The organism is Mesorhizobium humile (assembly GCF_033977215.1).
Classification (GTDB): domain Bacteria; phylum Pseudomonadota; class Alphaproteobacteria; order Rhizobiales; family Rhizobiaceae; genus Mesorhizobium; species Mesorhizobium humile.
The window spans coordinates 52,539-73,913 of record NZ_JAVIIV010000011.1 but is presented as its reverse complement, the minus strand read 5'-3'; the positions used below and the strand labels follow the sequence as shown (position 1 = coordinate 73,913).

Annotated in this window: 16 protein-coding genes and 1 pseudogene; 12 read left to right on the top strand and 5 right to left on the bottom strand. The window is 60.5% G+C overall.

From position 1 onward, the window contains the following. Positions 1–174 precede the first annotated feature (174 nt). The 10 genes from RFM52_RS17785 to RFM52_RS17740 all read left to right on the top strand — a co-directional run bounded on the left by RFM52_RS17785 (position 175) and on the right by RFM52_RS17740 (position 15,165). Positions 175–1,833 carry a trypsin-like peptidase domain-containing protein gene (locus RFM52_RS17785; RefSeq protein ID WP_320292991.1) on the top strand — a complete coding sequence of 553 codons (1,659 nt, stop codon included), beginning with the start codon at positions 175–177 and terminating at the stop codon, positions 1,831–1,833. After that, entirely contained in the window at positions 1,830–3,146 is a 1,317-nt protein-coding gene (locus RFM52_RS17780; RefSeq protein ID WP_320292990.1) for a hypothetical protein, read from the top strand. The genes RFM52_RS17785 and RFM52_RS17780 overlap by 4 nt, the downstream gene beginning before the upstream one ends. Before the next feature lie 76 nt (positions 3,147–3,222). Then, the gene (locus tag RFM52_RS17775; protein WP_320292989.1) at positions 3,223–6,345 is read left to right on the top strand and encodes a virulence factor SrfB; all 3,123 of its coding nucleotides are present in this window, start codon (positions 3,223–3,225) and stop codon (positions 6,343–6,345) included. 15 nt (positions 6,346–6,360) lie between these two features. Continuing rightward, positions 6,361–9,066, top strand: a complete 2,706-nt coding sequence (locus tag RFM52_RS17770) for a putative virulence factor (RefSeq protein ID WP_320292988.1) — start codon at positions 6,361–6,363, stop codon at positions 9,064–9,066. Further along, positions 9,063–10,022: a hypothetical protein gene (locus RFM52_RS17765; RefSeq protein WP_320292987.1), complete on the top strand. Its 960-nt coding sequence runs from the start codon at positions 9,063–9,065 to the stop codon at positions 10,020–10,022. Before RFM52_RS17770 ends, RFM52_RS17765 begins: the two co-directional genes overlap by 4 nt. 62 nt (positions 10,023–10,084) lie before the next feature. Beyond that, the gene (locus tag RFM52_RS17760; protein ID WP_320292986.1) at positions 10,085–10,825 is read left to right on the top strand and encodes a PAN domain-containing protein; all 741 of its coding nucleotides are present in this window, start codon (positions 10,085–10,087) and stop codon (positions 10,823–10,825) included. 45 nt (positions 10,826–10,870) lie between these two features. Further along, entirely contained in the window at positions 10,871–11,743 is an 873-nt protein-coding gene (locus tag RFM52_RS17755) for a PAN domain-containing protein (RefSeq protein ID WP_320292985.1), read from the top strand. A gap of 3 nt (positions 11,744–11,746) precedes the next feature. Continuing rightward, positions 11,747–12,931 carry a glycoside hydrolase family 3 protein gene (locus tag RFM52_RS17750; protein WP_320292984.1) on the top strand — a complete coding sequence of 395 codons (1,185 nt, stop codon included), beginning with the start codon at positions 11,747–11,749 and terminating at the stop codon, positions 12,929–12,931. A gap of 102 nt (positions 12,932–13,033) precedes the next feature. Then, positions 13,034–14,029, top strand: a complete 996-nt coding sequence (locus RFM52_RS17745) for a PAN domain-containing protein (protein WP_320292983.1) — start codon at positions 13,034–13,036, stop codon at positions 14,027–14,029. 272 nt (positions 14,030–14,301) lie between these two features. After that, positions 14,302–15,165 carry a PAN domain-containing protein gene (locus tag RFM52_RS17740; protein ID WP_320292982.1) on the top strand — a complete coding sequence of 288 codons (864 nt, stop codon included), beginning with the start codon at positions 14,302–14,304 and terminating at the stop codon, positions 15,163–15,165. A 98-nt stretch (positions 15,166–15,263) separates the two neighbouring features. Here the strand turns inward: RFM52_RS17740 and RFM52_RS17735 are convergent. Together RFM52_RS17735 and RFM52_RS17730 are read right to left on the bottom strand one after the other, a co-directional pair. Then, positions 15,264–16,527, bottom strand: a pseudogene (locus RFM52_RS17735) (IS5 family transposase). 631 nt (positions 16,528–17,158) lie between these two features. Then, positions 17,159–17,896 (bottom strand): hypothetical protein, encoded by a 738-nt coding sequence (locus RFM52_RS17730; protein ID WP_320292981.1) that lies wholly within the window; start codon positions 17,894–17,896, stop codon positions 17,159–17,161. Between the two features lie 352 nt (positions 17,897–18,248). Here RFM52_RS17730 and RFM52_RS17725 point away from each other — a divergent pair, with 352 nt between their 5' ends. Together RFM52_RS17725 and RFM52_RS17720 are read left to right on the top strand one after the other, a co-directional pair. After that, positions 18,249–18,641 (top strand): hypothetical protein, encoded by a 393-nt coding sequence (locus RFM52_RS17725; RefSeq protein WP_320292980.1) that lies wholly within the window; start codon positions 18,249–18,251, stop codon positions 18,639–18,641. A 1-nt stretch (position 18,642) separates the two neighbouring features. Continuing rightward, positions 18,643–19,356 carry an AbiV family abortive infection protein gene (locus RFM52_RS17720; protein ID WP_320292979.1) on the top strand — a complete coding sequence of 238 codons (714 nt, stop codon included), beginning with the start codon at positions 18,643–18,645 and terminating at the stop codon, positions 19,354–19,356. A 28-nt stretch (positions 19,357–19,384) separates the two neighbouring features. Here the strand turns inward: RFM52_RS17720 and dcd are convergent, their stop codons facing one another. From dcd to RFM52_RS17705, 3 genes are read right to left on the bottom strand one after another with little or no spacing between them, the layout of a single operon-like run. Beyond that, positions 19,385–19,993, bottom strand: coding sequence for a dCTP deaminase (gene dcd / locus RFM52_RS17715; protein ID WP_320292978.1), 609 nt, complete (start codon positions 19,991–19,993; stop codon positions 19,385–19,387). After that, positions 19,990–21,024 (bottom strand): M48 family metalloprotease, encoded by a 1,035-nt coding sequence (locus RFM52_RS17710; protein ID WP_320292977.1) that lies wholly within the window; start codon positions 21,022–21,024, stop codon positions 19,990–19,992. Before RFM52_RS17710 ends, dcd begins: the two co-directional genes overlap by 4 nt. Further along, positions 21,008–21,337, bottom strand: coding sequence for a hypothetical protein (locus RFM52_RS17705; protein ID WP_320292976.1), 330 nt, complete (start codon positions 21,335–21,337; stop codon positions 21,008–21,010). The genes RFM52_RS17710 and RFM52_RS17705 overlap by 17 nt, the downstream gene beginning before the upstream one ends. Positions 21,338–21,375: the final 38 nt, after the last annotated feature.

The following is a 21,375-nucleotide window of genomic DNA, read 5'->3' as shown; positions in this document are numbered from 1 at the left end:
TTGTGACATTCTAGCTAGCTCAGAATTTGCAAAGAAGATATGGCCTCGGGTCTTGCGGTTAAGCATGGCGTCCAAATCCATTAACAGCTTGTTGACTCAGAGTTTGTTTCCGCCGAAGTATGCCCTCGGGGATGCCGCGCTTAACAGGCAGAAGCTGCGGCCGGGGAAGACCTAATGGCTGGGCGCAACAACGTCCACTTCATTCGCACCACGCATGCACGCGCCGTCGACGTATTGGCCGTCGCCGGGAAGTCGCTTTGGCGTGATTGCGAGCCGACATTCGCCCGCATAGACGAACTATGCGGGGACGGTGCCTCACGGCTTTTTTCCGAGCCTAACGTCAAGGACCAGGATGGCGGTCGCCTGATCGTTGCGTGGTTTGGCGCCTTTGATGATGATGCCAAACAGATGGAAGCGCTGGACCGCGCAATGCGAGCGCGGGTCGCCTCGGCCTTGACGGCACGAATCGAGGCGCTCCGCCCGGCGCTGGCCGATCGTCAAATCGGCGAGACCGTCGCGGCGATGCTAAATGTCGCGGACGAAAGCTCGATCGTGGCGGTGGGGGAGAACCCCGTTCTCACCAATTGGGGGACACTGCCGCCGGAGGCCTCGTCCTCGCAGGCCGCATTTGCGCGGCATAACGAGAAAACGCTAGGAGCTTACCTGCCGTTCGGGATCTCGCCGCGTATACCCGGCCAGCCATGGACGGTCGGCGGGGCAAGTCCTGGCGCGGCGCGGATGGCTCCGGCACAAGCTGCCGAGCCCTCCCATGCAACAGGCGCTCCCCCACAGGCTCAGACAAAATTCACAGCGAGACCGAGACGCATCGCGCCCTGGCCGCTCCTGGCGGTTTCGCTCGTGTTCGCCACCTGCCTGATGTACGCGGCGTGGCCGGGCAACCTGCTTTATCCCGAAGCCCTGCAGCCGCCTAAGCCGGCTTCCCTGGTGGATAACGCCGAAGTCAACCGGAACCTCGAGGAGCGGATCGGCAAGCTCAGGGCCGAGCTTGCGAAAGCCGCATGCAACGCCGACCCTTCAATCCTTGGCCCCAAGATATCGGATCCGCCGAAACCCGCGGCCGCTGCCGGACAGCCGCCGCCGGCACCTGGATCGCCGCAAGCCCTGCTGGCATCGCTCGACGCGGCCACGGTGCTCGTTCTCGCGCCTCTTTCGGGCAACAGACTCAGCACGGGAAGTGGATTCTTTGTCGGCAAACAGGACATTCTCACCAACAACCATGTCGTGGAGGGTGCAGGCGACACGGTGTTCGTCGCCAGCAAGGCCCTCGGCCGGGCGGTCCCGGCGCATGTCGTGGCCAAAGCCGCCGCGAGCACGTCCGGAGATCCCGACTTCGCCCTACTGCGCGTGGATGACGCTCCAAGCGGCGTCAAGGCCCTTCAGCTCTCGACCGCGATCGGCAGGCTGGACAGCGTCGTTGCTGGAGGTTTTCCGGGCTTTGTAATGTCCATGGACAAGACTTACCGGGACATCATCAACGGCAACACCGACGGGATCAGTAATCTCGAGATGGTTGTGACGCAGGGCAACGTTATGGCCATGCCGCAGGACGGGACGACCAAGGTCATCACCCACTCGGCAAACATTTCCCGAGGCAACAGCGGCGGGCCGCTTTCGGACGCTTGCGGGCGCGCGGTCGGGGTGAACACCTTCATAATCCTGGACGGAGAAAACGCCCAGAAGCTCAACTTCTCGCTGAGCGCCCGCGACGCGATCCAGTTCCTGTCGGCGAACGGCGTGGCCGTAACCACGGCGGACAAGCCGTGCGTCTCGGCTCCCCTTCCGGCCGCAGGGCAGCCGGGGCCCGCCCAATGAGCCAGTTCGTCGCCACCACTACGCTCAGCCTCATGCGTTCGCTGGGGTCTACCGCGGAACGTTCCGTGCACCGGATGCAGGCGATCCTCAGCCGTGAGTTCCCGAACGGAATCGGGCTTGAACTGGCTGAGCCGGTGCCCCGCAAGGACGGCTCGGGGATCGACTGGTATACAGAGCGCGAGGATGCGCTCGTGCGCCTGAGCGATCTTCCCGACGAAACCGCGGACATCTACAGGGCACGCCTACGCCAGTCCGTTCAGGCGGTTCTGCGCGCGGCCTCGGCGCAAGATAGCCGAGGTGACGCTGCCGGCAGGTCCACGGCGACGGCGCTTCGCAATGCCGTGACCTTCCCGGGAGACGATAACGTCTGGATCTCAGGGGGTTCAGGCAGGGGCGACGGTATGGTCGTCCTGACGGCATGGGGATACGAAAGACACGACGCTGAGACGAGCGGCAAGGGCGAGATATCGGGCAAAACCGACAAGTTGCCGCCAGCCGCCGCCCCGCCTCCCCCCACGCCGCCGGCTCCTCGCTCCTGGGGCTGGCTGGCTGGCCTGTTGTGGCTCATCCCAATAGTGCTGGCCGGAGCCATAGCTTGGCTGCTGCTGCCCGCTTGCGGCGTTACGCTTCCATTCGGTCTCACGGCGTTTGGGAAGGGGGGAGGCGCCTACTGTGCGCTTACGGCGCCGGCGCCCGAATTGGACCGGAAAAGCCTGCGCACTCAGGAACTCATGGCGGAGGCGGCGGTACTGGAGGAACAACTCAGGCGGCATGTGAACTCTTGTGTGCCTACGCCGCCAAAGTCGGACCTTTCGAAGCGCATCGACAAAAAGGTGACAGGGGAAGGCGGCCACACAGGTAAGCTGCAGGTGACATTGTCGTGGCACACTCGCGACGACCTTGATCTAAATTCCTTCTGCCCCGGCGGAATGCTTGGCGGTAATCAGAGCATTAAAGGCCCCGCTTGCGGCGATGGCATCAAAGACATCGATTCAAACAAAAACCTTACGGAAAACGTAAGTTCGGACCCGGTTGAGAACCTCGTCTGGAAAGAAAATATCGCTCCTGGCTCCTATAAATTTGCGGTGATCGCATACGTGACAACTGTCGGCGACAGGGATGTCACAGTTCCCTTCGACCTCAGGTTTAGGCTTGACGAGCAAGAGGTTATTTGTTCGGGAACGGTCACGCATTACAGATCCGGAGGAGGCATCGGGCAGGCACTGATCTGGAACTCGGATGATCCGTTGCCATCGTGCAACTTGATCCCGCAGAAGATCACTCGTTGTTCCTCGAACGACTGTAAGCGGTAGTTCGCGTCATGTTAGGACCGTGCATGCAACTGAACCTACTCGACGATCTCAAGCAGCCCGGCTTCGAGGCTTTGGAATGCTGACCAACCTTGCCGACTTTAGCGACGGCTTCACGCTCGTGCCGGACAGCGGCATCCAGTTCGTTGAGTTCGGATTCGACTTCGACGCTTCGCCCCGGCTGTCGAGGTCGTTCATCGAACGGACTTCGCTTGCCGAAACGGGTTCGGACGGCAAGGCGGTGGTGCGCCTCCTGCCCAACTGGACCGACGATGATCCGGAAGCCGACCAGCAGCCATATCCTCAGCAAGGCGCCGACGAGGCATACGACATCACAAAGGCGGTGGCGCTCAACACCTTCCTCGACCGCTGGGTTCCGATGCCGTTCTTCAAGATCGAGCCCGGCAAGGACGACCTCGGCAACGAGATTTACGCACAGGGACCGACAGACTGGGTTCGGGTGAAGGTGACGGAAACCAGAAACGCCCATGGGGACCGGAAGGGTACTCACCGGGCGGTTTTCGCGTTCGACAGCTCGCTGGCGCCGCGCAGGGCGAACCGTCCTTACCTGGCGCCGTGCCCCGAAGACGCTATGCGGACCGAGTCGTTCCGTTTCGTCAGCCGTCTTCCCGATGTCATATCGTTCCTGTCTCACAAGATCGATGTCCCGGGACAAGGGCCTGTCGACGCGCAGAAATGGTTGGACGACTGGCTGAAGGATATTTTCCACGCATTCAAGAAGCTGCAGAGGAAAGGTAAGGAGCTTCGCCCGGAAGATTTTCCTTACCAGTTCGAGCACCTAGCGCGCTACATCACCTTGGTCCAGTTCCTGGCTAGCGTGATCACGCCCGTGCGCGTCACGCTCATCGACACCGTCAGCGAAAACAGAAACGTCCAGCCTGTCGATGTGGATCTCGTGCTCGACATCGGAAACTCTCGCTCGTGCGGATTGCTGATCCAGTCGTTCCCAGACGACGTGAATGTCGACCTCAACAACTCGCTGGTGCTCGAGCTTCGGGATCTCTCGAAGCCCGAGTTGGTCTACCGCGACCCGTTCGAAAGCCAGTGCGAGCTGGTGGCCGCCGAATTCGGTTCGGAAGACATCGCCAGGCGATCGGGGCGTCCCCGGGCGTTCTTCTGGCCCAGCCTGCTGCGCATCGGCCCCGAGGCGTCGCGATTGCGGGGCGAATCGGAAGGTACGGAGGCGGCGACCGGACTATCGTCGCCAAAGCGATATCTTTGGAGTTCCGATCCAGTCCTGCAGGAATGGAGGTTCCGCGCAGCTTCGCAAGGCCATGCTGGAACGGAACCGCTGATCGAGCGCTCGATGTACCGCTTCGTCAACGATCGGGGCGACGTCCTTGAGCAGGTCGAGAGCGACAGGCGCCAGTTCAAGGTGAAGGTCAAGGACAGCGACCTGCAGACCGCAAGCCGCTTTTGCTTTTCGCGCTCCTCTTTTTTCACCTTCATGCTGGTCGAGGTCATCGCACAGGCGATGTCGATGATGAACAACCCCGGCACACGGCGCGAGCGAAGGCTAAAGGACGCTCCGCGACGGCTACGCCGCATCATAATGACCATCCCTTCCGCGACCCCGGTCCAGGAACAGCGCATTTTGCGCTCGCGCGCCGAGGCGGCTGTCAAGCTGTTGTGGTCGCTGTCGGGATGGGGCGAGAGTAACACGGGGATCAACAGCCAGCGGCCGGAGATTCATTGCTCTTGGGACGAGGCAAGCTCGGTCCACCTGGTCTATCTTTACGGAGAGGCCGTGCAGAAGCTCGGCGGCTCGATTAGGACGCTGTTCGACGTGCTCGGCAAGGACAGGGAAAGGCCGGCAATGCTTCCGGCTTCCAAGTCCAAGCAGAAGGCCGAACGGGCCCTGCGCATCGCCAGCGTCGATGTGGGGGGCGGCACGACCGACCTGATGGTGACGACTTACTTCCAGACGGACAACGTGGCGCTCTATCCCGACCAGAATTTCAGGGAGGGCTTCCGCATCGCCGGCGACGACCTGATGAAGACGGTGATCGAGCGCCTGGTTATCCCAAGGATCGAGGAAGGCCTCGCCCAGGCGGGCATGGCGAACGCGCGGAACTACCTCAGGGACCGCTTCGCTGGCGACAACCCGAACATGTCCGAACAGGAAAAGCACCTGCGCCGTCAGTTCGTGCTTCAAGTCCTGCAGCCGATAGCCATCGGCGTGTTGTCCGAATGCGAGACCTTGCCGCCAACGAGCCACAAGACGGAAATTCGCAAAGCGGGAAGCTTCTTCGAGACCGAAGGAAGAACTGGCCCCGACGGCGAGATCCCGGTCGACGCCCGTATCCTGGGGTATCTCAAGGAAAATATGGGACTGGAAGCCGGCCAGTTCAGCATTGCCGACTGCGACATCGCGATCGACCCACAGGCCGTGGACGAATGCGTTTTGTCTATATTCGACAGCGTGTTCGACAACATCGCCGAGGCGATCAACCACCTCGACGCGGATGTGGTGCTCTTGACTGGGCGGCCGATGCGGCTGCCGCCGATGATCAACTTGTTCATGAACAAGATGTCGGTACGCCCCGACTGCGTCATCCCGATCAAGGACTACCGCGTGGGCACTTGGTATCCATTCCGTGGCGTCAGCAACACCCACATCGACGACCCGAAAACGACCGCAGTGGTGGGCGCGATGCTGTGCGCGCTGTCTGAGGCGCAGATCACCAATTTCACGCTTTACTCCAAGTACCTGCGGATGAAATCGACGGCCCGCTATATCGGGAGGCTCCAGGGCAACGCCACGCTGCCTGACGAGACTCTGCTTTTCTCCGATATCGATCTCGACCGGACGGAGGCGTCGGCTGAGGCAGAGTTCGACTATCACAGTCCGGTTCGCATCGGCTTCAGGCAGTTGCCGCTCGAGCGATGGGTGGCGACCCCCTTGTACAAGCTGATGGCCGGCTCCTCGCGCTCGGCAAGGGGCATGCGAAAGCCGGTCCGCGTGACCATCGCGCGCAATGTCGAGTTGCCTGGCGAGGACGACAGGAGCGAAGTGGAACTTCTGTCGAGCGAGGCAACCCGCGAGGAGTTCGTGATTGAGGACGCTGAAGATGCCGACGGCGCTCCAGTCAAACGCATGATGGAACTGAAGCTGGACACGCTCGCGGTCGAGACGGGCGACGGCTATTGGCTCGACACGGGAATTATCTCCATCCAGTGAAATGGCGACTGAACAATGCGTGAAGAGTTGAAACAAAGCTGCGGTGCCGCGCTGAAGTCGGCGCAGGACGGCCTTGCGTGGATCGGGACCACCGCCAATGCCGAGCGGGTCGGCGACACGCGTGCCAACGCTGAACAACATCTCAGGAAATCGGTTGTCGCGGCCCGCAAGGCGATGGAAGCGATAGACCGGCCGATGTGCGTGGGAATATTCGGCCCCAGCCAGGCCGGCAAGTCCTATCTGGTGTCTGTCCTTGCCCGCAACGGCAACGCCCCTTTGATGGCACGCTTCGGCGACCTTGGACGGCAGGTCGACTTCATTCGCGAGATCAATCCGGGCGGCGACCGCGAGTCGACTGGTCTGGTGACCCGTTTCTCGGTGAAGGAAGAGCCCAGCCCGGCGGGCGCTCCGGTCGTCCTGCGGTTGCTCAGCGAGACCGACATCGCCAAGATACTGGGCAACAGCTTCTTCCTCGACGGCGATGCGAAGAAACGCATTCCGCTGACGCCTGAGGCCGTCGTGTCCACGCTGGAGGCGGCGCGCAGACGCGTCGCGCCGCAGGCCGGATCCGGTGGGCTCATCGAGGAGGACATCTGGGACATCCAGGAGTATTTCGAAAAGCAATTCGCGGGCCTCCCCAACATTGAGACGCTTGGTGCCTACTGGGAAGAGGCGGCGATGCTGGCGCCGCGGCTTTCGATCGCGGACCGCGCCGAACTCTTCTCCGTGCTATGGGGAGGTTTTGGGAAATTCACCGAGGTCTATCTCGAGCTCGCCGCCGCCCTTGAGAAGCTCGGCTTCGCGAAGGATGCCTATTGCGCCATTGAGGCGCTGGTCCCCCGGGACCGGAGCATCATCGACGTCGAGACGCTCCTCGGGCTCGGCAAGCCCGGCCAGGATGAGCTGTTTATAAGGCCGCTAAAGGGGCCCGGGGTTTCGCTTCCACTGCCTGTCATCACCGCCTTGGCGGCCGAGCTGCGCATCGCGGTTTCCGAGCGGCCCTGGCCGTTCTTCGACCACACGGACCTTCTCGACTTCCCCGGCGCGCGCAGCCGGCAGAAAGTGGACCTGCAAGCGTACTTCGACGACAATCCCCAGGCTCTCAAGGACCTCTTCGTAAGAGGTAAGGTTGCCTACCTGTTCGACCGCTACGTCGCCGAGCAGGAGCTGTCGAGCATGCTGCTGTGCATTAAGGATTCCACACAGGACGTCGCCACGCTTCCCGACATGATCGACGACTGGATCAGGATCTCGCACGGCGAGACTCCGGCGGACCGGACCCGCACGGATACAGCGCTTTTCCTGGTGCTGACGATGTTCGATAAGCACTTCAGCGAAAAGGCCGGCGAGGAAGGGCAAAGCCTTTCGGATCGTTTCAGCGCGCGCATGGGTTCCTCGCTTACACGGTATTTCGGTAAGGCCCACAAGTGGCCGTCCGAATGGACGCCTGGCAAGCCGTTCAACAACACCTACTGGCTGCGCAATCCCAACTTCAAGGCCGAATTCCTGATCAAATATCAGGGTCCAGACGAGATCGAGATTCTGCCCGATAAGGTCAAGAAGGTCGCCGCGCTTCGTAGGGCCTATCTCCAGGTCCCAGAGGTGCAGCAGCATTTCCGCGATCCGGCGAAGGCATTCGACGAAGCGCTTAGGCTTAATGACGGCGGCGTGGGCTATCTGGCCGAGAATCTGGCGGCGATCTGCCGGCCCGAGATCAAGTACGGGCAGATACGGGGCCGCCTCGCCAACATCGCTCACGAAATACGCCACGTGCTTGCCCCCTATTTCGTCGAGAGCGACATCAACAAGCGCATCGCCGAGCGCCGCGAGGTGTCGGACCAGATCCTGGCCTGTCTCACCGAGGCATGGGAGCGCGAACAGTTCGGCGTCGCCATGAAGATGCTGCAGATTTCGCAGAACGGAATTTCCGAGCATCTCCACATCGAGTACGGCAACCGCATCAAGCGGCAGAACGCCCCCGACGAGGGGGCGGATGGCCGAGGCGAGCCTGCCGTGAAGAAGCGCGTCGCTCCGCCGCGGCCAGGCGCGCCTCCGCTGCCCGGAAACAAAAGGAAGACGGTCGCGGCCGCGACCCCTTCCGGTCCGACGGTTTCACAGAAGGCGCTTGCCCGCGAAGCTTATCTCGCGCGCTCCGCGATGCGGCATTGGTTGGACGGGCTTCTGGCGCTGTCAAGGAACGATGGCGCTCTGCAGGCCATCAGCATTACCCACAAGCTGGCCGGCGAGTTGGTCGCAGAGCTTGCCGCGGCGGCTCGGCGCACGGGGCTCGAAGACCAGATCGCCGAGGATCTCGCCAAGCTCTCCGGAAGCTCGGTCGAGAGGCCTGACATCCTGCTCGAGAGGGCTGGATTCCTTGCGACCAGCCGCATCAACCGTTTCGTCAGCACACTGGGCTTCGAGTCCTTGCCGGAGGACAAGCGGCCAACGGCGCCGGACGGCACGGAAGACGGCGAGATCCGGGTATTCGCCCGCAGGCCGAACGTCACGAACTGTGACGGGCTTGGCAAGGAGCGGCGCAACTTCTCTTACCTGGCGCTGTCTGAGTGGATGTACGCGTTCAACCAGCTCGTCACCGACAATGTCCTTTCGGGCGAAGGTATCACGGTCAACGTCGACGAGAACGAAAGGCTCAGAGCTATCCTGGAAGCTCTCGATTCGTCCACGCCGTCCCCTGGCGGGGCTGTTGGGCCGGTGCGATGACCCAGGTTCCGCTGAAAGTCGTAGAGGACGAGTCGCAACTGTTCGGGCATGCGCTGCTTGTGTTTGCGCAGGACCTGGGGAGTTCCAAGCGCCTTCGCCTCGCGATCACGCGTAAGTCCGCGGACACGCCCTATCTCGGCGACGACGGCTGGCAGGCGCGTCCGGCCAGTGTTGCGGCAGAGGTCGTCAATCGAACCCAAGGGTCGACTACCTTATCGATAGGACCCGAAGTCTGCGACCGGATCCCCGTCGACCTCCAGGTGAAGGTGGAGGTCGAGGGTCAAAACGTCTGGGGCAACGCATTCTGGCCTCCGGTCACGCCACAGCCGGGCGGATGGTCAAAGGAGCTGACCCCGCCTCCGCCGCCATCCCCTCGACTGCCGGAACGGATCATCGATCTTCCCGAACCGCCCGTTTCGCCGCCACCGATAAGGGTGCCTGAGCCGGTCGCCACCGAACCAAGAAGCAGGTCGCGACACCTTTATGTCCTGATCCCGCTGTTGTTGCTGCTGGCGACGGCCGGAACCTATGCTGGATACAGGCTTGGATGGATGGATGCCTGGCTGACCCGGCCAGAGACGCTGGCCGCGCGTTTCGAGAGGCTCAAACGGACGGACGCGGATGGTCACGAACTCCTGGCTTTGAGCGGGGAGGCATACCGCCAGGGCGACGCGGGAATCGGCATGCAGGCGATCAATCTCGCTATGGAACGGGGCAACAAGGACGCCAAGCTTCAGATCGCGCGCAACTACGATCCGAACTCTTTCGATCCGTCCAAGGCCGACCGTCCCGATGCCAACAAGGCGGCCCGGTTCTATTTCGAGCTCGTGGTCGAGGGTAAGTCGGAAGCCGCGGGCTTGCTCAGGTCGCTTTGCGACAAGAATGCGAGCTCCCCTCAGGATCCCGCCTTCAACGGGTTCCTGACGAACACATATTGCGAGGGCACTTTGGAATGACGACCAGAAACAGCAAGGCTCGGCAATGCGGTTGCCAGGGTGCCTTGAAAGGACCCACGCAAATGCCGACCAATGGGTTTCGCAACCGCCCTGGCCTGCCCACGCTCGCCTTGATCATGGCCGCCGCGATGCTGATCTTGGGCAACCAATCGCCAGCGACAGCGCAAAGCACGAAGGCGGACGAGCTGTTCAACTATCCCGACACGATCCTGGACGGCCTTCCCAGTGCACAGGTCTCCACACCCCTGGAGGAATGCCTGAAACTGTGTCAGCAGCGATCAGGTTGCGCTGGCGTCAGCCACACGGCGAAAAACGAATGTCGCCTGTACGCAACGGTGAACGGCGGCAAACGCGACGCCGGCTCAACGGCGCAGACGCGAAGCCTCATACCGAACTATTCCGACCCGACAAACCCTCCGCTCGCTGCGAGACTTGAGAAGCTCAAGTCGACAGACTCCGATGGCCATGAACTCTTTGCGCTTAGCAAGGATGCCTTCGAGCGCGGCAACAGGGACGTCGGGATGCAGGCGATCTACCTTGCGATGCAAAGAGGCAACCAGGACGCCAAGCTTGAGATTGCCCGCTGGTACGATCCGCGGACGTTCGCGCAGGACAGGGTGGATGCCGCCGATGCGAACAAGGCCGGCCGATCCTATTTTGAGCTCGCGCTGGAGGGGAATTCCCAGGCCCAAACGCTGCTGGTCTCACTTTGCCAGGATGCCGCCGATAGTAACTCAAGCCGCGCCACTGCATATGGCGGCTTCCTTCGCACCACTTATTGCGAAGGGTCGATCAATCCCTGATCCAGCGCGTAGAAGTAAACTTCGGGGAATTGGGGAACTAGAGGGATGCAGGTAAATCGTCGGAGCCGCTTTGGCGCAGCGAAAATCGCTGGCGCGCTGCTCTTCCTGGCGCTTGCCGTTTCGGCGACCGCGCCAACGGTATTTGCCGACGCGCAGCCGGACATTTGGGACTATCCGCAGACTGCTTTGATCGGAACCACGAGCGCCGAGTTCAAGCAGCCCCTCGATGGCTGCAGGAAGCTTTGCCAGGAGCGGTCGGGCTGCGCCGGCTTTGACCACTCTTCGGCAACCAACATTTGCCGTCTTTATGCCGGGTTTGCCTCGGCCCAGACGGACACGCTCTCCACGGCGGGAACAAGGAGCCGGATACCCGGTTATCGCGATCCAGCGAACGCCGAGACCTGGTACTTTGCTTCCTACAGTGGCGTCGACCTTTGGGGCGGTGACCTGGTCGCGAAAGGCATGACCGCCCAGGGTGCGGAGAACTGTCGCGCGATATGCGACAGCCAGCACGCCTGCCGGGCCTTCACCTACAATGTCGAGGCAAACCGCTGCTTTCTCAAATCCGGCTTCGAGTTCGTGCAGTCGTACGCGCTCGGAACGTCGGGCCTCTACTTCAAGGCCGGGCCAGCGGCCGCTCCGCCCAGCTTAACGGTCGGATGGGAGCTTTTCACTACGAGCGCCTTCATCGGGGATAGCACCCTCTCCTATGCGGCGACGTACCAGGAATGCATGCAGCAATGCGACGCGAACGGACAGTGCGGCGGCATCACATGGACTAACACACGGCCTAACCGCTGCTATCTGGTCTATGGTTCGAACCTTTACCCGGTCCGAAGGAAGGGCATGACGTCGGCCCGCAAGAACAGCCGTACCGTCACGCCTGACTTCGTTCGACCCGTCAGCCCAAGGAATTGAATCATGCCGCGCTGGATTTCACCTTTCTTGGCGGCGGCATTCGCGCTGATTGGCCTGTCCGCACCGTTGCGGGCAGACCCGGCGCCCCAGGCGCCGACGAAGGGCACTGACCTGCACCGCACGATCGAAGACGGCAAGCTGAAACAGATGATCGGGCAGATGGTTCTGGTCGGCTTCATCGGCGACAGTGTCGGAGACGATGGCTACAAACGGGTTGTCGAACAGGCACAAGCCGGCGAGATCACAGGAGTGATCTATCTGGGGCGTAACATTGCAAGCCTCAAGGCCGTGAGCCAGCTGAACGATGGCCTGCAGAAATACGCAATGACCCGCCTCCTCATCGCCATCGACCAGGAGGGCGGTCGCATCCAGAGGCTTACAGGCGAAGTCGGGTTCAAGTCAGTGCCAAGCCAGGCGGACGTGGCTAAGACCCTGAGTCCCGACGAGGCGGGAGCCGTTTACAAGAATCTTGCGGCAGCCCTGGCGGGGCTGGGATTCAACCTCAATCTCGCCCCGGTCGTCGATCTCAACGTCAATCCCGCCAACCCTATCATCGGCAAGCTTGGCAGGAGCTTCTCCGCCGACCCGCAGGAGGTCGAGGCGTATGCCAGGGCCTTCGTGCAAGCGCATCGGGCCAAGGGGGTGCTGACGGCACTGAAACACTTTCCGGGGCACGGCTCCAGCACGAAGGACAGCCATAAGGGCATAGCCGACGTCAGCAAGACATGGAGCAAGAAGGAGCTTCTCCCGTATGAGGACCTGATTGCTTCAGGGGACGTCGACATGGTCATGGCTGCGCACGTTATCAACGCGAAGCTCGCCTACTCGCCCGATATCCCCGCCTCGCTTTCGCGCCCGACGCTGACCGCTCTTCTGCGCGACACCATGCACTTCAAGGGCGTGGTCATCAGCGACGACATGCAGATGCAGGCCATCACCGACAACGTCAGTTTCGAGGACTCGGTGCGCAGGGCGGTCATGGCGGGAAACGACATCCTGATCTTCGCCAACGACAAGCATCCTGACCCGGCGATCCCGGAAAAGGTAGCCGCGATCCTTTGCGAAGAGGCGCGACGCAATCCAGAGATGCTCGAGCGCATCAAGAAATCATATGAAAACGTCATGCTCCTGAAAAGGAAATTGGGAGCGGCCGTCTCGCAGGATACGAGCCTGGTGAGGGAGCAATAGCGACCAGACATGCGCGGTCACGTCAGGCCAGAAGAATTCCCAACATTAGCGCCCAACTCCATGCGGGCGCCTGCGTGGCTTCCATGGGTGGCGGCGATTGCCATGGTCCTGGCTACCGGTGCGGTCAGAGCCAAGGCAGACAGCACTTTTTTCGATTATCCGCAGACCACGCTCGATGGAAAAGTGACCGCGAACCTGAGCATCCCGCTGGAGCGCTGCCGGGAGATCTGTTCCGAGCGTTCAGGATGCATGGGGTTCGACTACTCGCATGAGGCCGGCGTCTGCAGGATGTTCGAAAACGTGGCGGGAGCGAAAGCCAATTCGGCGCGCACGGCCGGCGCCCGACACAAGGTTGCGGGGTACGGGTCGCCTTCCAACCCACCTGCAAATGACGCAGCCGTCGCGTTGCTTGCTCGATCCTGGCAATGCCTGCCTGCGAGCGAAAACGCCAACAAGCTGCACCTGTCGTGGACAGTGGTTTTCGAGCGCGGCTGGAAGACGGCCAGCGGCGAGGCCACTTTCGTCGACCGGCGGATCCAGACTGTTCGAAACACCGACGCGAATGCCGCGACCACGCTATCCCTGGAGACAACGTTCCAAGTGGGCTGGTCGAAGGTCGCAGCGGTCGAGATCGACCGAACCCTGATTACTTTGCGGTGCGCCAATGGCGACAGTTGCATCCGGGACCTTTCCTCAACCAGCCTGTCAACCGACTGCCGCGGCTTTTGCGGTGGCCAGCCGTGGAACAGCGAAGCGCAAAAGAGCAGCCAGCGGCTTCGGTTCTGCAGCGCCGATGCGGCGTCCAACGCAGCTGCAGCACTGCGCCAACTCAATGCCGCGATTGTGGTCAGCGCGGCCACGCCGCGGGAGTTGCGCGATCCGGCGCTAGTCTGCTGGATCACCGATCCAAGCGGAACTCCGCTCAACATCAGGAACAGACCCTTTGGAGATCTGACCGGAGAGGTCCTGCAGAATTCCCGGGCGATCAACGTGACCCAGTTCTCTTGGGATTCGAAAGGGCATCCCTGGGCGGCCGTTCCAGGGGGCTGGTCTAGCGCGAAGTACATGACATGCCAGGCGCCCGACCCATACCAATGAAGGCCGTCGCAAACGGAGGGATCATGAGCCGGAACGCATTCGAAGGTTTCCTGCCTGTCTTGCCTTGGCGCTCGCCCGCTCTTTTCTCCTTGGCGTCCTTTCCTTACCCCGGACGGTGGCGGGGTGGCTCGCCCTCGCCTGGACGACAGGGCTATTTCCTCAGAGAGACAGAACCCGCCGGGATGAAGATGGGTATCAAGGCTTGCCTTCCAAGCGGGAGCGGCTGTTCTTCTGGCGCTTGGTCTGAGAACGCGCCATTGAGGACAAGCTAGATGCCGTCGACTAACAACCGACACGCCAATCTACTTTCAGCAATCGGGTTCGCGGCCCTTATGGTTTGGACGGCAAATCTGCCGGCAGGCGCGCAATCGAGCGACACCCTCTTCGACTATCCCGAGACTGTCCTGAACGGCCCGATCAGCGCCACCGTCAACATCCCGCTCCAGGAGTCCTGCAGACGGCTCTGTTCAACGCGTTCTGGCTGCATTGGCTTCGACTACGCGTCGGCAGGGGGTATCTGCAGGATGTTCTCAGCCGTGGTTGGGGCGGCAAACTCCAATGATCACACAGCCGGTACCCGCAGTCTGATCCAGAACTATCGTCAACCGGCCAACCCGCCCGCCCCGCCTCCCGCTCCCGCGCAAGAAGAGACCATCGTTCAGCCGCCCGCGGCCAGCTTCTCGCGGTTCGTTAACAGGGACCTCACGGGCGGCTCCATCGCGTCCATGGCAGCTGGCAGCATCGACCAGTGTGAGGCGATGTGCCAGAGCACCGGTCGTTCATGCCAAGCCTACACTTACGATGCATGGAACAGGAGATGCTTCCTCAAGAGCGAGACTGGCCAGCTGATATTAAACGCACGCGCAATAAGCGGGGTCTTGACCGATATCGAGACGCCAGTCTTGTCGGGCGCGCCCGTGCATATGGAGTATTTCAACAACAAGGCCTTTTCCGGAGAAGGCTTCCGGGTACTGGCATCGCCGAGCCGGGAGGCCTGCGCCAATGAATGCTGGGGCGCGGGCCAATGCGTGGCCTTCGGCTTCACCAGTTCGCAAAGGCGCTGCGTTCTCTTCGACCAGCCAGGAGAGTATTTCAGCAGCCGAGGCACTGACAGTGGCGCGAAACGCCAGAACTAGACATAACCGTTAAGGATCGAGACTGGCTGTCGAGCCAGCTAGGAAAACAAGCGGCACGCGAGCTTGGCGAATTTGTCGCCCGTGAACAATGAAGCGCGTCAGGCGGCGCGTGGTTTCGGCTGGCATTGAAGCGCGGCGATGAGCAGGCACAAAAGCTGCCTGAACCAGTTGAGCAGGAGCGAGAAGTTGTAGCCGGCGGCGGCCAGGATGGCGTTGACGGCATCGCCCTGTTCGCCGGCGAGGTAGTTGCGGCCCATCCGGTGTTCGGCCTTGATATGGCCGATCACGGGCTCGATGGCGGAGCGGCGGCGCATCTGGCGCTTGATGGCTGGGGTGACGCGGCGCTTCTGGCCGGCGGTGAAGACCCTGAACTTGTGGCTGTCGGGTGCATTGTGGCCGCGATATCCGGCATCGGCCAGAATGCGGCCGATCTCATTGCCGATGGTCTCTTCCATGTCGAGCGCTCGAGCGTGGTGGCGAGCGAGACCTTGACGCCGAACTCGTAAGGGGCATGCGCCTTGCCCTTGCCGATGCACTCGACCTCCGGCGCATGCAGGCTCCAGATCTTGCGGCCGCGCTGGCGTGGCCGTTGCTCCAGCATCGTCGATGCCTGTAGAGCGGCCATTTGAAGACCGCGTCCAACTCGGCGTCGCCGGCGATCTGGCGACTGATGTCGCGAACGGTCCGGCCGAGATAGGTCTTGAGTTTGCGCAACGCCTTGTTGGCCCGCTTGAACTGCTTGGCGTGCGCATAGCGCTGGTGCTTGATCAGCGCCAGCTTGCCGACCCGCACATAGGTCTGGCGCAAATCGACGCCCACCTGCTTGGCCAGCCGCACCAGCCGCTCGCGCGCCCGATGAATGAGCTTGGCGTCGGTCGGGAACATCACGTTCTTCGGCTGCACGGTCGTGTCCACGATCACCCGGCGCGTATCGGCCGGCTTCATCGCCCCGCTCTTGACCGCCACCGCAAGGCTTTCCTGCAGCAGTGCCATAATCCGCTCCTCGCCCATGCGCTGGCGCCAGCGCGTCATCGACGAGCGGTCGAAGGGCAGCTCGTGGCGGAAGAACTCTTCGCCGGTGAGATACTGGAAGTAGGGGTTCTCCACCCAGCGAGCGCACAGCTCTTCGTCCGACAGGTCGAACGTGTGCTTCAGGATCGCAAGCCCCGCCATCAACCGCGTCGGTAACGGCGGCATACCTGGTCGGTCCGAATAGACCGCGCCGAACCGCTCTTCCAGCACCGGCCAGTCGATCGCCTGCGCCAGCCGCACCAGCTCGTGCTTCATGTTGATGATCTGATCGAGCCTGGAGCGGAACAGATCCTGTTCTCCCGTCTCGCGCTTCTCGCGTGGTCTGGACACCGTCGTCCCCTCGACTCACCGTCCCCAAAACGAGTGAATCACGCCCGCAAGCAGGAGGGAATCGCAAAACCGAATTGCAAGAAAACAACGGCCAAATACCACCAATCCGGCAATGCCAAACCCGCGATATTCCTCATTCAACAAGTCAGATCAACGGCTTGCGCATAGTTCACGGGCGACGAATTTCTTGGCCTGCCTCGAATGCATCGGCGATGACCTTTCAATGATCGAAGAATTTTTCGACCTCATTGCGTGCACGTCGGACCCCAGCCGACTGGCGCTGCCATCCACGACGACTGGAGTCAGGTCATGCGCGATCTCCAACAATTCCTCTGCGCTCCAGGATGCCAACTGCCCATTCTTCAAGCACTCGGAAGCAGATGCACCATTCCGGTGCCGCTCCCGTAGGTATGTAGATTTTCATGCCCATGGCGACCGGTCCCCCCATCGACACGTTCGGCGAGTTCGGTGACATGGCAAACTGTTACGACAGTGCGGCGTTCCATGGGACGGTCCTCCTCGCTGTCAGGCGGACGCTAGACCACGGCGAAGGAAGCCACAACGTCACGTCCGTGTGTCAGCGCGGCGTTGGAGGAAGGCGCAGGCGAATGGCGTCTGGAAAATCGCCGCCCTAGCAGCCGTCTAGCGCCCGGATAGATGATATCAGGTTCCTCCCGTCCCTTTTGACGGTTTGGACGACAGATCGCCCGTCGCACGAACGCGCGCCTCTCTTGAACGTATAGTGTGCAACAAAGCTGCTTTCGCCACGGGGCTCTATGCCGAGAAGGCGCAGGGGTTCGTCGAGTGAACCGTAGAAGGCCGTCGTGGCGCTGGCAGAAAGAGGGCCAGAACGACGCTTTTCCGGAACGACGTACTTGGAAGCCTCATCCCCGCTGCCTTGGCCGAGCGCATAGTAGAAAGCCCTGATCGTGGTGGCGGGGGTCCCGAATTCCCTTGTCGGATCGTGGTCTGTGTAGATCCTGACGACGGTGGCCAGGAGCGGGGCGTGATGGTGGCCGGTGACCCCCGCAAATGGCTCACTGAGTTCCGCCTCGACCCGCTTCCCTACGAGCGCCTTCATCAACCCCCCAGTCCCGACAATCGGCAATAGCTGAACGGTCGAGAACGACCGGTCCGCGCTGGCGAGTTCGTCGCCCGTCAGGCAAATGGGTGAGTCCAGCAGCAGGATATAAGCGGGCTCAGGCGCGTCTCCCGTGGCAACGTCCTCGAAGTTCGGAGGCCCGGCGAATATCCGGTAGGTTAGCATGCCGCTTAGACGCTCAGGCTGCTTCTGGGAAAGATCGAAACACGCCTTCGCTTCGCTGTGAGCCGACAACAGCAGGAATATGAGGAAAGCTACCCGGATCATCCTTTAACCTCTGCACTATCGTTTCCGGCGACTTGGCTGAAACCGGCCTCGGAAGAATGCAATAGCTGGCCTGGCGCCTGACGGCAACTTTGGCGAGACGCATTTCCCGCGGGCCGAAAGCGGCTAGGGTCGGGCTACGTGTGCTGCGGTGGGGACTGCGCAGGCATTAGGAAGGTTGACACACCCTGCCCGGCTTGTGGTGCCGACCCATTCGACACCTCGCCCCAGATCACGAAGATAAACGGCCAACAGATGATCATCCATCCTGCCTTCGCTGGTGCCGAGGGTCGCTATGAGGACCACATTTATCTGCAGATGCTGCAGCGTGAATGGGAGCGTCCGGTCGCTGAATTTGAACGGTTTTCACACCTTGCCGATGCTGAACGCCCGTCCGCTCGGGCGGCGCTGGTGCTGCTGTTCTGGGGCTACTTCGAGACCCGAATCGAGAGGCTTCACCGAACTGCCATGCGTGCCCTCCCACAACGTGTCTCAGACGACGAGCTTCGGCGTTACTCTGGAAGAACTCTACAAGATATTTTTCGGGACGAACTATTTCGACGACCTTCGCGTCAATGGGTTTCCCCGAGTTGCAGACCTACTCAAGGACATCCACGAACGCAGAAACGCGTTCGCTCATGGAAGGCCCCGGGCGATCAATGATTTGACGGTGAATGCCCTTGTCGAAAATCTCAAAGCTGAGCACGATGCCTGGATCGCAGTGTACAACAGCCGCGTGATATCCTGAGATGGTCGAAGCACTTCCAACGATAGATCGTGCGTTCCTGAGCGTCCTTGTGCGCGGCGCGGAATTGACGTTCGATAACGCCGAGAAGCTGTACTTCGAGGCAGAACTCTTGGCAAAAGCCGGCGCAACGGCACGAGCGCTCTGTCTCCATCAAATTTCTCTCGAAGAATGCTCAAAAATCGAGAACATGGGCTGGTGGGCAACTAGTTTGCTGTCGGGACTTGCAGTTGATCAGAACAGAATCCTAGGAGCGCTTAAACGCCACTCGTCCAAGAACAAAAGCAATGCCTACATGCTCAGCGGGTCGAAGGCAGAGAAAGATGCCAACGCACACGGAGACTGGGAAACAGCGCGGAAGGAGTTCGAGAAGCTCCAGATGGAGTTTCACAAGACCTCAAACGATGCCAAAAATGCGTCCCTTTATGTGGACTGGAAAGACGGGCAATTCGTGTCACCAAGCGAGCAAATTACGCTTGAGATGCTTGCACAGACCCTCGAAAGAAACCGGACCTTTCTCGGATACGCCCACAACAGTTTAAAGATGCTCAAGCGTCTGGACAAGTCGCCTGAGGATTTACAAGACTTGGTGGTCGAATTCGTTGAGGCTGCGGAGGAACTCCGAAGGCGTGGCGGTAACGATCTCATGTCCGCGAGTGGCGAGCTCGTCAAAAAGTTCTTGGACGCTGGATTGAAGAGGTTAAGAGAGGTCGAGTAGACGAGAAATGGCGTATGCGATTGCGCTCTTAGTCGCGTCTATAACTGATCGACAAATTGGAAAGGCGCTGCAAATCATGGTCATCGGCCGCGCGCGAGGGTGTTGGCCTGACATTCCCAAAATATTTTCGCTCTATCCCACCATACTTCATTTCATCGGCTAGCTTGGTAAGTCGCATTTGGAACATCTTTGCCCCGACAACAAGTTCTATCGGATTATTTCCATGGTTGAACAGTTCAACCGAAAAACACCCCCGGAACCCCGGATGAACCATCGTGCTGAGGCCAATGCCCAGGCGAGTAAAGCTGCTTCGAGTAAAAATGTCGGCGTAGCAGTCGCTTGGAAGTGCGATGTACTCCAGCGTCGTCGCCAACACGACCTGATCAGGATAGAGAATGAAGCGGTCGCCGAGCTCGCGGCGGGTCGGCTGAAAATAGGATGGGATTGACCTGAAGCGCTCATCATCGCGAACAATCCCGATGAAAGGGCGCCGTGTCACGATCGATACGAGAAAGTCGTATCCGAGCCTGAGGTCGATTGTTACCTCACCGATCTGACCCTCATCCAACAGCGGATCGATCCAAAGCCCGCTTGGACCAATCTTCCCCAGCCTTCCCAGAATGTCGCTTCTTATCATGTTGAGCCTGAGGACCACAGGTGACGGATCGAGTGGTTTCGGATCGATTTTTCAGTAAGATCGTTCACGATGCGGATCACCTCCAACGAGCTGCCGGTGGCGGTCCAGTGCGGACCGGCGCCAGACTTGATCTTTCCAAGGTAGGACCAGCCAGCGGCCATGAGGCCGTGCAGCTCTGCCGCCTCCTCGACTACATGGGGGCGGATGTCGTCAAAAGCGCTCTCAATAGATGGTACCTTGAACCTCCGGCGCAATGGCGGCAGGCCGAGCTTTGAAAGTGCCTCCTGAAACATGTCGAGATCCTCCAACTTCTCGTCCTTCAGGAAGCCGTTTATGAAGTCGATACGTTCTACCGTTGGAGGATGGGTAAAGGTTCGAGGCCCGAGAGGATTGGTCGCGTCAAGACTGTCGACAATTGCCGAGCCGACATAGCAGGCGGCGAACAGGTCGGCGAAATGTTCCCGCCGATAATTGCGGACAATTTCCGTGAGGCCCTCTGGGGCAGGCATAAGCAGAAGAGTCGTGTCCGTCACGTTGCGGGTCAGGTCGACGAAATGGCCCAATTCATGATAGAGCGCCGCACAGAACAAAGGCATGTGCTTGTAAATGCGTGGCACGCCAATGAAGATCAGTTTTTCCTTAGGCACGATTCCGTCATAACGATCCAAGGCAGCTGAAACGAATTCCCACGGGTCACCGGGTTTGAGGTGGAAATCCTTTTCATCCGTCAGCGCGGTCGTGACCAGACACGGATCCGGGAGCCAGTCCCCAATCGCATGGCGCATACAATATTCGATCTCATAGGGCGCCTCCTTCGTTGTGGAACCCTGGAGATACCGATGGCATGTCCACACCTTGTCCGCAAAAGATCTGAGGATCTCATCATCGTAAGGAGGAGAGGCGCCGACAACGTGACGAATAACATCAACGAGCGCTTGAACGTGCTTTTCGATCGCTCGGTTAAAGTATGGAGTCTTTGCGAGCTGCGCTAAGCTTTCAGTCAGCAGAGCAAGGTCAGTCTTGGGATGCAATTCCAGGCTCCAGATTCCGGAGCACCTGACGCGCAATGGCTTGACTGACATCCCCGATCGAGTTGATCCCCGCAAGGGCATTCCGCAGGCCCACATAGACGCGCAGCTCGTTTGCAAGCTGCACCGCTTGCGGCTTTATGCCTGGAGAGATCGCATTCGGATCATCAGAAAGTTTTCTCGCTTGGTGCAATACATCGTCAAAATGAACTGAAAGCTGAGATGGTATTTCGCTTTTGCCGCGGTCTATCAGCGTCAGTGCCAACCGGAATAGTTCGAGTCGCCTGCTCGTTTCCGACGGCATTGCTGCAAGCATCTGCTCCCCCAACTCGGCCGAATCTGGCCGAGATTAGC

What these genes read in the sequence shown, in the direction of transcription:
- RFM52_RS17770 (WP_320292988.1), top strand. Translation starts at nt 6,361, where the DNA reads ATGCGTGAAGAGTTGAAACAAAGCTGCGGTGCCGCGCTGAAGTCGGCG.
- RFM52_RS17755 (WP_320292985.1), top strand. Translation starts at nt 10,871, where the DNA reads ATGCAGGTAAATCGTCGGAGCCGCTTTGGCGCAGCGAAAATCGCTGGC.
- RFM52_RS17740 (WP_320292982.1), top strand. Translation starts at nt 14,302, where the DNA reads ATGCCGTCGACTAACAACCGACACGCCAATCTACTTTCAGCAATCGGG.
- RFM52_RS17765 (WP_320292987.1), top strand. Translation starts at nt 9,063, where the DNA reads ATGACCCAGGTTCCGCTGAAAGTCGTAGAGGACGAGTCGCAACTGTTC.
- RFM52_RS17720 (WP_320292979.1), top strand. Translation starts at nt 18,643, where the DNA reads ATGGTCGAAGCACTTCCAACGATAGATCGTGCGTTCCTGAGCGTCCTT.
- RFM52_RS17780 (WP_320292990.1), top strand. Translation starts at nt 1,830, where the DNA reads ATGAGCCAGTTCGTCGCCACCACTACGCTCAGCCTCATGCGTTCGCTG.
- dcd (WP_320292978.1), bottom strand. Translation starts at nt 19,993, where the DNA reads ATGATAAGAAGCGACATTCTGGGAAGGCTGGGGAAGATTGGTCCAAGC.
- RFM52_RS17775 (WP_320292989.1), top strand. Translation starts at nt 3,223, where the DNA reads ATGCTGACCAACCTTGCCGACTTTAGCGACGGCTTCACGCTCGTGCCG.
- RFM52_RS17705 (WP_320292976.1), bottom strand. Translation starts at nt 21,337, where the DNA reads ATGCTTGCAGCAATGCCGTCGGAAACGAGCAGGCGACTCGAACTATTC.
- RFM52_RS17730 (WP_320292981.1), bottom strand. Translation starts at nt 17,896, where the DNA reads ATGATCCGGGTAGCTTTCCTCATATTCCTGCTGTTGTCGGCTCACAGC.
- RFM52_RS17785 (WP_320292991.1), top strand. Translation starts at nt 175, where the DNA reads ATGGCTGGGCGCAACAACGTCCACTTCATTCGCACCACGCATGCACGC.
- RFM52_RS17760 (WP_320292986.1), top strand. Translation starts at nt 10,085, where the DNA reads ATGCCGACCAATGGGTTTCGCAACCGCCCTGGCCTGCCCACGCTCGCC.
- RFM52_RS17745 (WP_320292983.1), top strand. Translation starts at nt 13,034, where the DNA reads ATGGTCCTGGCTACCGGTGCGGTCAGAGCCAAGGCAGACAGCACTTTT.
- RFM52_RS17750 (WP_320292984.1), top strand. Translation starts at nt 11,747, where the DNA reads ATGCCGCGCTGGATTTCACCTTTCTTGGCGGCGGCATTCGCGCTGATT.